The following is an 8,722-nucleotide window of genomic DNA, read 5'->3' as shown; positions in this document are numbered from 1 at the left end:
GACACGCCCACGCCGTGCAGGCCGCCCGAGACCTTGTAGCTGTTCTGGTTGAACTTGCCGCCCGCATGCAGCTCGGTCAGCGCGATCTCGGCGGCCGAGCGCCGGGGCTCGTGCTTGTCGTCCATCTTGATCCCGGTCGGGATGCCGCGGCCGTTGTCGGTCACGCTGATGGAGTTGTCGGTGTGGATGGTCACGACGATGTCGTCACAGAAGCCCGCCAGCGCCTCGTCGATGGAGTTGTCCACCACCTCGAACACCAGGTGGTGCAGGCCGGTGCCGTCGGAGGTGTCGCCGATGTACATGCCGGGGCGCTTGCGCACCGCCTCCAGTCCTTCGAGGATCTGGATCGAGCCCGCGCCGTAGCCGCCGCCGTCGCCCTGCGGCGGGGTCTGGGGGATTTCGGGCTGCTGCTGGTTGTCGCTCATCTTCGTACTCGTCCTTCCGGTCGGTTCCCTGGTTTTCTTCGGCTCATCAAAGACAAAACCCGCGGAAGCCCGCGGGGTGTCTGCGCAAGTCGCCACGCTGCGCGCAGCGGCGTCAGATTCGCATCGGCATGACGACGTACTTGAAGTTCGCGTCGTCCGGGATCGTGACCAGCGCCGAACTGTTGCCGTCCTGCAGTTCCACCTTGACCATGTCCTGGCCCATGTTGGCCAGCGCGTCGATGAGGTAGCTCACGTTGAAGCCGATCTCGATCGCGTCGCCGCCGTAGTCGATGTCCAGCTCGTCCACCGCCTCTTCCTGCTCGGCGTTGTTCGACGCGATGCGAAGCGTGCCGGGCTCGATGTTCAGGCGCACGCCCTTGAACTTCTCGGAGGTCAGGATGGCAGTGCGCTGCAGGCTCGCCAGCAGCGCGGCGCGGCCCAGCGTGACGCTGTTCTTGTGGTTCTTGGGAATCACGCGGTTGTAGTCGGGGAACTTGCCCTCGACCAGCTTGGTGACGAACTCCATGCCGCCGAAGCTGAACTTCGCCTGGTTGTTGGCGAACTGCATCTCGATGGCCGGCGCGTCCTCGCCGCCCGTGTCCGAGAGCAGGCGCTGCAGCTCGATCACCGTCTTGCGCGGCAGGATCACCTCCTGCTTGGGCACTTCCACGTCCAGCGTGGCCGAGGCGAAGGCCAGGCGGTGGCCGTCGGTGGCCACCAGGCTGAGCTGCTGGCCCTCGGCCACGAACAGGATGCCGTTGAGGTAGTAGCGGATGTCGTGCACCGCCATGGCGAAGGACACCTGGCCCAGCAGGTTCTTCAGCGTCCTCTGCGGCACGCTGAAGGCCGGGCCGAAGCTGGCCGACTCCTGCACCAGCGGGAAGTCCTCCGCCGGCAGGCTCTGCAGGGTGAAGCGGCTCTTGCCGCCCTTGAGCACCAGCTTGCTCTGGCTCGACTCCAGGCTCACCACCTGGTCGGCCGGCATGGTGCGCAGGATGTCGATCAGCTTGCGCGCGCCCACCGTGGTGGTGAAGGCGCCCTCGTCGCCGCCCAGCTCGGCGGTGGTGCGGATCTGGATCTCCAGATCACTGGTGGTCAGCTGCAGCTGGCCGCCGGCCTTGCGGATCAGCACATTGGCCAGGATCGGCAGCGTGTGCCGCCGCTCGACGATGCCCGCCACCGACTGGAGGGCCGCCAGCACCTGGCTTTGGGGAGCCTTCAGAACAATCATGAATCGACCTTTTCTCTCTTCGTCCTCGATCTTGACTTGGGGGTGTGTTCGCGCGAGCGCCCTGCATTGTCTCCGGCCCGCGTGAACACCCTGCTCATCCCTTGAGCGTCTGTTCCAGCACATGGAGCTGCTGGTTCAGCTCCGTGAGCTGCTGGCGCTCGCCCGCGATCTTGCGCACCGCGTGCAGCACGGTGGTGTGGTCGCGGCCGCCGAACAGCTCGCCGATCTCCGGCAGGCTCTTCTGCGTCAGCTCCTTGGCCAGGTACATCGCGATCTGCCGCGGCCGCGCGATGGAGGCCGGGCGCTTCTTGCTGTACATGTCGGCGACCTTGATCTTGTAGTAGTCGGCCACCGTCTTCTGGATGTTCTCCACGCTGATCTGCCGGTTCTGGATCGACAGCAGGTCGCGCAGCGCCTCGCGCGCCAGCTGGATGGAGATCTCCTTCTGGTTGAAGCGCGAGTAGGCCAGGATCTTGCGCAGCGCGCCTTCGAGCTCGCGCACGTTGGAGCGCACGTTCTTCGCCACGAAGAAGGCCACCTCCTCGGGCATCTCCGCGCCCTCGGCCAGCGCCTTGTTGATCAGGATCGCCACGCGCATCTCCAGCTCGGGCGGCTCGATCGCGACCGTGAGGCCGGAGTCGAAGCGCGAGACCAGCCGCTCGTGGATGTCCGTCAGGCCCTTCGGGTAGGTGTCGCTGGTCATCACGATGTGCGACTTCTTCGCCAGCAGGGCCTCGAAGGCGTTGAAGAACTCCTCCTGCGTGCGGTCCTTGTTGGCGAAGAACTGCACGTCGTCGATCAGCAGCAGGTCGAGCGAGTGGTAGCGCTCCTTGAACTCGTCGAAGGTCTTGCGCTGGTAGGCCTTGACCACATCCGAGACGAACTGCTCGGCGTGGATGTAGAGAACCTTGGCCTGCGGCTGGTCGGCCAGCAGCTTGTTGCCCACCGCGTGCATCAGGTGCGTCTTGCCCAGGCCGACGCCGCCGTAGATGAACAGGGGGTTGTACAGGTGGCCCGGCGTGCCCGCCACGTGCATGGCCGCGGCGCGCGCCATGCGGTTGGCCGAGCCCTCCACCAGCGTGTCGAAGGTGAGCTGCGCGTTGAGCCGGTTGCGAAAGCCCCCGGCCGGCTCCTCGGCGGCGCCGACCGCTTCGCGCGGCAACTCGGCCTCGGCCACGGCGGGCATGGCGATGGGCGTGCGGACGGGGATTTCCCTGGGAGCAAGCGCTAACTCAACGGCGACAGGCTGACCCGAGAGCTTCTCGGCCATGTCGGCCAGGCGGGCGGCGTACTGAGCGCGGATCCAGTCCAGCTTGAAGCGGTTGGCGACGAAGACCGTCATCCGGCCCAGGTCGTCGGTGACCTGCGCGGTCAGGGGCTTGATCCAGGTGTTGAACTGCTGCTCGGACAGCTCCTGTGCGAACTGGTCGACGCAGGCCTGCCAAAGGCTGGCGCCCACCCCTTCAGCCGACATGGCGGGGTGATTCAAGGCGTTGTCCCTCGGGCATCGAATGGTTGTTGGTGGTGTGGATAGCGGGGGCCTGCATGCCGCCGCGATTCTAACTTGTCAAAAACTTATCCACACCCCTTGACGGACCCGCCGAAACCCGCTTGATGTCCGACGGAAGTTGCGGTGCGGCAAATCTTTGCGATAATCGCCGGTTCTCTTGAGTCCGCACGTCGGCCTGGCCCGGCAGGGCGGAATTCCCCCAGCCCGCCACCTCGTAGGCTTCGGCACCCCGCCTGTCGCTTTTTGATGGCGCGGCCGCGGTCCGAAGCCTTCCGGCGGGCCCGCCCTGTTCTTGGAAGAAGAAGCATCATGAAACGCACCTACCAACCGTCGAAGATCCGCCGTGCCCGCACCCACGGCTTCCTAGTCCGCATGAAGACCCGTGGCGGCCGCGCCGTCATCAACGCCCGCCGCGCCAAGGGCCGCAAGCGCCTGGCCGTCTGAGGCTGCGGGCCGTCGGGCGCGGGGGCGGGATCGGCACATGCGCCGGCTCCGCACGCGCGCCCAGTTCCAGGCGGCCCTGTCGGCTGTGACCGTGGCGCGGACCGCGCATTTCGCCCTGCATCGCTGTGCGCTCGCCGCTCCCGCTGCGGGCGCGGCGGCGGCGCAACCCCCTCTTTTCCAGCCTGCCGACGACGTCTGGCTCGGCGCGATGGTGCCCAAGCGCTGGGCGCGCCGCGCCGTCACGCGCAACGCCATCCGGCGGCAGATCTATGCCCTGGCCGAAGGCGCGGCGCTGCCGCAGGCCGCCCACGTGGTGCGGCTGCGCGCCGGCTTCGACCGCAGCCGCTTCGTGAGCGCCAGCTCGGACGCGCTCAAGCGCGCCGTGCGGGCCGAACTCGAACAGCTCTTCGCGCGCGCCGCGCGGGCCGACGCATCGTGATGCGGCGCCTGCTCATCGCCGTGGTGCGCGGCTACCGGCTGCTGCTCAGCCCCTGGCTGGGCGGCGCCTGCCGCTTCACGCCCACCTGCTCGCTCTATGCCATCGAGGCGCTCGAACGGCACGGCGCCGCGCGCGGCAGCTACCTCGCGGCGCGGCGCCTGGTGCGCTGCCAGCCCTGGTGCGCCGGCGGGCACGACCCGGTGCCGGCCGCCGCCGGGGGCCGCGGCACCGGGCTGTTCTCCTCACTGACCTCCGACAAGAAGTCTTCATGAACGACATTCGCCGCACCATCCTCTGGGTGATCTTCGGGTTCTCGCTGGTGATGCTGTGGGACCAGTGGCAGGTCCACAACGGCCGCAAGCCGACCTTCCTGCCCTCGGCGCACCAGACGGCGCAGACCACGCCGGCCGACGCGCCCGCCGGCAGCGGCACCCCCGCCCCCGGCGCACCGGCCGCCGCCTCGCCCGCCACGCTGCCGACGGCGGCCGACGGGCCCGCCGCCGTCGCGGCGCAGAAGGTCGAGATCGAGACCGACGTGTACAAGGCCACCATCGACGGCCAGGGCGGCACGCTGGCGCGCCTGGAGCTCACGCAGTTCGACGAGGAGCTCAACAAGGGCGGGCTGATCCCCCTGGCGCGCAGGCTGGCCGGCATGGAGCCGCTGCCGGTGATCGACCGCAACGTGGTGCTGATGGACGACGGCGTGCCCGCCAACCGCTACCTCGCGCAAACCGGCCTGCTCAACCCGGTGGCCGGCGGCCCGGCCTTCCCGACGCACCTGGCGCCGATGGCCGTGCGCCCCGGCCCCCACAGGCTGGCGGACGGCCAGGACACCCTGGAGGTGGCCTTCGAGTCGCAGCCGGTGGGCGGCCTCAAGTACGTCAAGACCTACGTGTTCAAGCGCGGCCAGTACGTGATCGGCGTGAAGCACGAGGTCGTCAACGTCGGCGACCAGCCGCGCGAGCCGCAGCTGTACCTGCAGCTGCTGCGCCACGGCGCCGAGCAGAGCGGCACCATGTTCGGCACCAGCACCTTCACCGGCCCGGCCGCCTACACGGAAGAGAAGAAGTTCCACAAGATCAGCTTCGCCGACATCGCCAAGAACAAGGCCGAGGTGCCGCCGGCCTCCAGCACCGGCTGGGTCGCGATGGTGCAGCACTACTTCGCCTCGGCCTGGCTGCTGGCGCCCACGCACGAGGCCGGCCTGAAGCGCGAGTTCCGCGTGCAGGGCCCGGAGACGCTGGGCAACAACCTCTATGCCGTGGCCATGGTCGCCAGCCTGCCGGCGGTGGCGCCCGGCGCCTCGCAGACCGTCGAGACGCAACTGTTCGCCGGCCCCGAGGAGGAAAAGAAGCTCGAGGCCCTGGCGCCCGGCCTGGACCTGGTCAAGGACTACGGCATCTTCGCCATCATCTCCAAGCCGCTGTACTGGCTGCTCGACCAGCTGCACAAGATGCTGGGCAACTGGGGCTGGGCCATCGTCGCGCTGGTGGTGCTGCTGAAGGCGGCCTTCTACTGGCTCAACGCCAAGGCCTACGCCAGCATGGCCAAGATGAAGGCGATCAACCCGCGCATCATGGAGATGCGCGAGCGCCTGAAGGAAAAGCCGCAGGAGATGCAGCAGGAGATGATGCGCATCTACCGCGAGGAGAAGGTCAACCCGCTGGGCGGCTGCTTCCCGATCCTGATCCAGATCCCGGTGTTCATCGCGCTGTACTGGGTGCTGCTGTCCTCGGTGGAGATGCGCCACGCGCCCTGGATCCTGTGGATCAGGGATCTCTCGGCGCCCGATCCGTGGTTCATCCTGCCCCTGGTGATGACGGCCACCACGCTGCTGCAGACCTGGCTCAACCCCACGCCGCCCGACCCGATGCAGGCCCGGCTGATGTGGATCATGCCGCTGGTGTTCAGCGTGATGTTCTTCTTCTTCCCGGCCGGCCTGGTGCTGTACTGGATCACCAACAACGTGCTGTCGATCGCCCAGCAGTGGGTGATCAACAAGCGCCTGGGCGTGCTCGGCACGAAGAAGACCAAGTAGCCGCGCCGTCCGACGACGCGCCGGAAGGGGCCGCCGCTGCGCGGCCCCTTCCCGTTTTTGCTGGAAGAATCGCCGCATGCTGGCCCAGTTCGACGATCCCATCGCCGCCGTCGCCACCGCGTCGGGACGCGGTGCGGTGGGCATCGTGCGCGTGTCGGGCCGCGGCCTCGCGCCGCTGGCGCAGGCCCTGTGCGCGCGCGCCCTGGCGCCGCGCGAGGCCACCTACCTGCCCTTCCTCGACGCGGCGGGCCAACCCATCGACCACGGCCTGGCGATCTTCTTCCCCGCCCCGCGCTCCTTCACCGGCGAGGACGTGCTGGAGCTGCAGGCCCACGGCGGCCCGGTCGTCCTGCAGCTGCTGCTCGCGCGCTGCCTGGAGGCCGCCGCCGAGGCCGACCCCGCCACCGGCCGCCCGCGCCTGCCCAACCTGCGCGTGGCGCAGCCCGGCGAGTTCAGCCGCCGCGCCTTCCAGAACGGCAAGATCGACCTGGCGCAGGCCGAGGCCATCGCCGACCTGATCGACGCCAGCACCGAGGCCGCCGCGCGCAGCGCCGGCCGCTCGCTGGGCGGCGCCTTCTCGCGCGAGGTCCACGTGCTGCGCGACGCGCTGGTCCACCTGCGCATGCTGGTGGAGGCGACGCTGGACTTCCCGGAGGAGGACATCGACTTCCTGCGCCAGGCCGATGCGGCGGGCCAGCTCCAGGCGCTGCAGGACCGGCTCGCCGCGGTGCAGCAGCGGGCCCGCCAGGGCGCGCTGCTGCGCGAGGGCATCCGCATCGTCATCGCCGGCCAGCCCAACGCCGGCAAGAGCTCGCTGCTCAACGCGCTGGCCGGCGCCGAACTGGCCATCGTCAGCAACATCCCCGGCACCACGCGCGACGTCGTCTCGCAGACCATCCAGATCCAGGGCGTGCCTCTGCACGTCATCGACACCGCCGGCCTGCGCGACAGCGGCGACGAGGTCGAGCGCATCGGCATCGAGCGCGCCTGGGGGCAGATCGAGGAGGCGGACGCGCTGCTGTTCCTGCACGACCTGACGCGTGCCGGCCTGCCCGACTACCGGGCGGCGGATGCCGCCATCCGCGCCGCCCTGGCCGAGCGCCTGCCGGCGCAGGTGCCCGTGCTGGAGGTGTGGAACAAGGCCGACGCGGTGCCGCAGGCCGCCGTGCCCGAGGGCGGCCTGCGCCTGTCGGCCCGCACCGGCGACGGGCTGGACGCCCTGCGCCAGCGCCTGCTGGCGCTGGCCGGCTGGCAGGCCATGCCCGAAGGTGTCTACCTGGCGCGCGCCCGGCACGTTGAAGCCCTGGCGCGCGTGGGCGAACACCTCGCCCTGGCCCATGCCCACCTGCACGCCGCCGCGGCCCCCCTCGACCTGCTGGCCGAGGAACTGCGGCTGGCGCAGAACGCGCTGAACGAGATCACCGGGGAATTCGGGGCCGACGAGCTGCTCGGCGTGATCTTTTCGCGTTTCTGTATTGGAAAGTAAGAGAAAGCGCCGAACAATGGCGCATCCATCACGAGAACCACCATGCCCGCCACCATCCAGGATCTGTGCCAGGCCATCGCCCAGAACACCAGCGACGATGCCTTCGCACCCGCCCTCCAGCCGGCGCAGTGGGAGGTGCTGGGCTCGTACCTGCAGTCCTTCGAGCTGGCGCCGACGCAGACGCTGATCGACGAGGGCGCGCACGACCGGTCGCTGTTCTTCGTCGAGTCCGGCTCGCTGAGCGTGCACCGGCTGTCCAGCAAGGGCGAGGTACAGATCGCGATCGTCAACGCCGGCTCGGTCGTCGGCGAGGGCTCCTTCTTCTCGCGCCAGCCGCGCTCGGCCAGCGTCACGGCCGCAGGCGCCTGCCGCATGTGGCGGCTGACGCCGCTGCGCTTCAGCGAGATGGGCAACCGGCAGCCGGGCATCGCGCTGGAACTGGCCATGGCGCTGGGCCTGGTGCTGTCGCGGCGCCTGGGCCACAAGGCGCGGCGTGTGGCCGTGACCTGACGGCACGTGTAACAGCGCCACTTTTCTTTACACAACGTCCCCGCCGCCCTATACCATTGTTACAAACAGTGGTAGGAGTCTTGGAATGCCTGTGGTATGCGGCGCCTGCGGCGTGGAGAACCGGGACGCAGCCAAGTTCTGTCGCAGCTGCGGCGCGCGGCTGAGCGCCGGCGCCCAGCCCGCCGCCGACGAAGGCGAGTGGCCGGTCACCATGCCGGCCGACCTGGACGAGACGGACCCGGACCCCGGCGAGCGCACCGTCATCCTGCCGTCGCCCCGCGCCGCCCGCGCGCCCGTGCCGCCGCCTGCGGCCTCCGCGACGGCGGCCATGCATGCGCCGTCACCACCACCACCGCCGCCGCCACTGCCATCGCGCAGCAAGGGCCTGCTGGTGGCCGGCGTGCTGGCCGCCGCCGCCGTGCTGGCCATCGGCGCGGGCGTCTACCTGATGCGCGACCGTGACGGGCCGACGGCTGTTGCCGAGGCCCCTGCGCCTGCGCCTGCACCTCCCGCTCCGCCGCCCGCCGCGCCCCCGCCGGCGCCTGAGCCGCTGCCCGTGGCGGAGCCCCCCGCCGCGCCGCCGGCCCCGCCTGCACCCGACCCGGCGCCGCCCGTCCAGGAGGCGGCTCCGCCTGCGCC

Annotated in this window: 10 protein-coding genes; 7 read left to right on the top strand and 3 right to left on the bottom strand. The window is 69.8% G+C overall.

Features of this window, described 5'->3' with window-relative positions:
* From ACIY1X_RS21595 to dnaA, 3 genes are all read right to left on the bottom strand, one after another.
* Positions 1 to 425, bottom strand: a 425-nt coding sequence (locus ACIY1X_RS21595) for an ATP-binding protein (protein ID WP_399684573.1), incomplete at its 3' end; no start/stop codon positions are given.
* 112 nt (positions 426 to 537) lie between these two features.
* Entirely contained in the window at positions 538 to 1,656 is a 1,119-nt protein-coding gene (dnaN, locus tag ACIY1X_RS21590) for a DNA polymerase III subunit beta (protein ID WP_399684570.1), read from the bottom strand.
* 94 nt (positions 1,657 to 1,750) lie between these two features.
* Positions 1,751 to 3,130, bottom strand: a complete 1,380-nt coding sequence (dnaA, locus tag ACIY1X_RS21585) for a chromosomal replication initiator protein DnaA (RefSeq protein WP_399684575.1) — start codon at positions 3,128 to 3,130, stop codon at positions 1,751 to 1,753.
* A gap of 345 nt (positions 3,131 to 3,475) precedes the next feature.
* Between dnaA and rpmH the strand changes: the two genes are divergently transcribed.
* The 7 genes from rpmH to ACIY1X_RS21550 all read left to right on the top strand — a co-directional run.
* The gene (rpmH, locus tag ACIY1X_RS21580) at positions 3,476 to 3,610 is read left to right on the top strand and encodes a 50S ribosomal protein L34 (protein ID WP_006299042.1); all 135 of its coding nucleotides are present in this window, start codon (positions 3,476 to 3,478) and stop codon (positions 3,608 to 3,610) included.
* Positions 3,611 to 3,647: 37 nt separating this feature from the next.
* On the top strand, positions 3,648 to 4,049 hold the full coding sequence (locus ACIY1X_RS21575; protein ID WP_038202429.1) for a ribonuclease P protein component: 402 nt from the start codon (positions 3,648 to 3,650) through the stop codon (positions 4,047 to 4,049).
* A complete protein-coding gene (gene yidD / locus ACIY1X_RS21570) occupies positions 4,049 to 4,321 on the top strand; it encodes a membrane protein insertion efficiency factor YidD (protein WP_399684567.1) in 273 nt (90 codons plus the stop codon). The genes ACIY1X_RS21575 and yidD overlap by 1 nt, the downstream gene beginning before the upstream one ends.
* Entirely contained in the window at positions 4,318 to 6,087 is a 1,770-nt protein-coding gene (gene yidC, locus ACIY1X_RS21565; RefSeq protein WP_399684565.1) for a membrane protein insertase YidC, read from the top strand. The genes yidD and yidC overlap by 4 nt, the downstream gene beginning before the upstream one ends.
* Before the next feature lie 76 nt (positions 6,088 to 6,163).
* A complete protein-coding gene (gene mnmE, locus ACIY1X_RS21560) occupies positions 6,164 to 7,573 on the top strand; it encodes a tRNA uridine-5-carboxymethylaminomethyl(34) synthesis GTPase MnmE (protein ID WP_038202424.1) in 1,410 nt (469 codons plus the stop codon).
* A 42-nt stretch (positions 7,574 to 7,615) separates the two neighbouring features.
* Positions 7,616 to 8,083 carry a Crp/Fnr family transcriptional regulator gene (locus ACIY1X_RS21555; RefSeq protein ID WP_038202423.1) on the top strand — a complete coding sequence of 156 codons (468 nt, stop codon included), beginning with the start codon at positions 7,616 to 7,618 and terminating at the stop codon, positions 8,081 to 8,083.
* 85 nt (positions 8,084 to 8,168) lie between these two features.
* Positions 8,169 to 8,722: zinc ribbon domain-containing protein (locus ACIY1X_RS21550; protein WP_399684563.1), on the top strand; the 554-nt coding region annotated here is incomplete at its 3' end.

Source organism: Xenophilus sp., from assembly GCF_044462705.1.
Classification (GTDB): domain Bacteria; phylum Pseudomonadota; class Gammaproteobacteria; order Burkholderiales; family Burkholderiaceae_C; genus Xenophilus; species Xenophilus azovorans.
The sequence above is the reverse complement of the archived record's forward strand: the minus strand, read 5'-3'. Positions and strand labels throughout refer to the sequence as shown.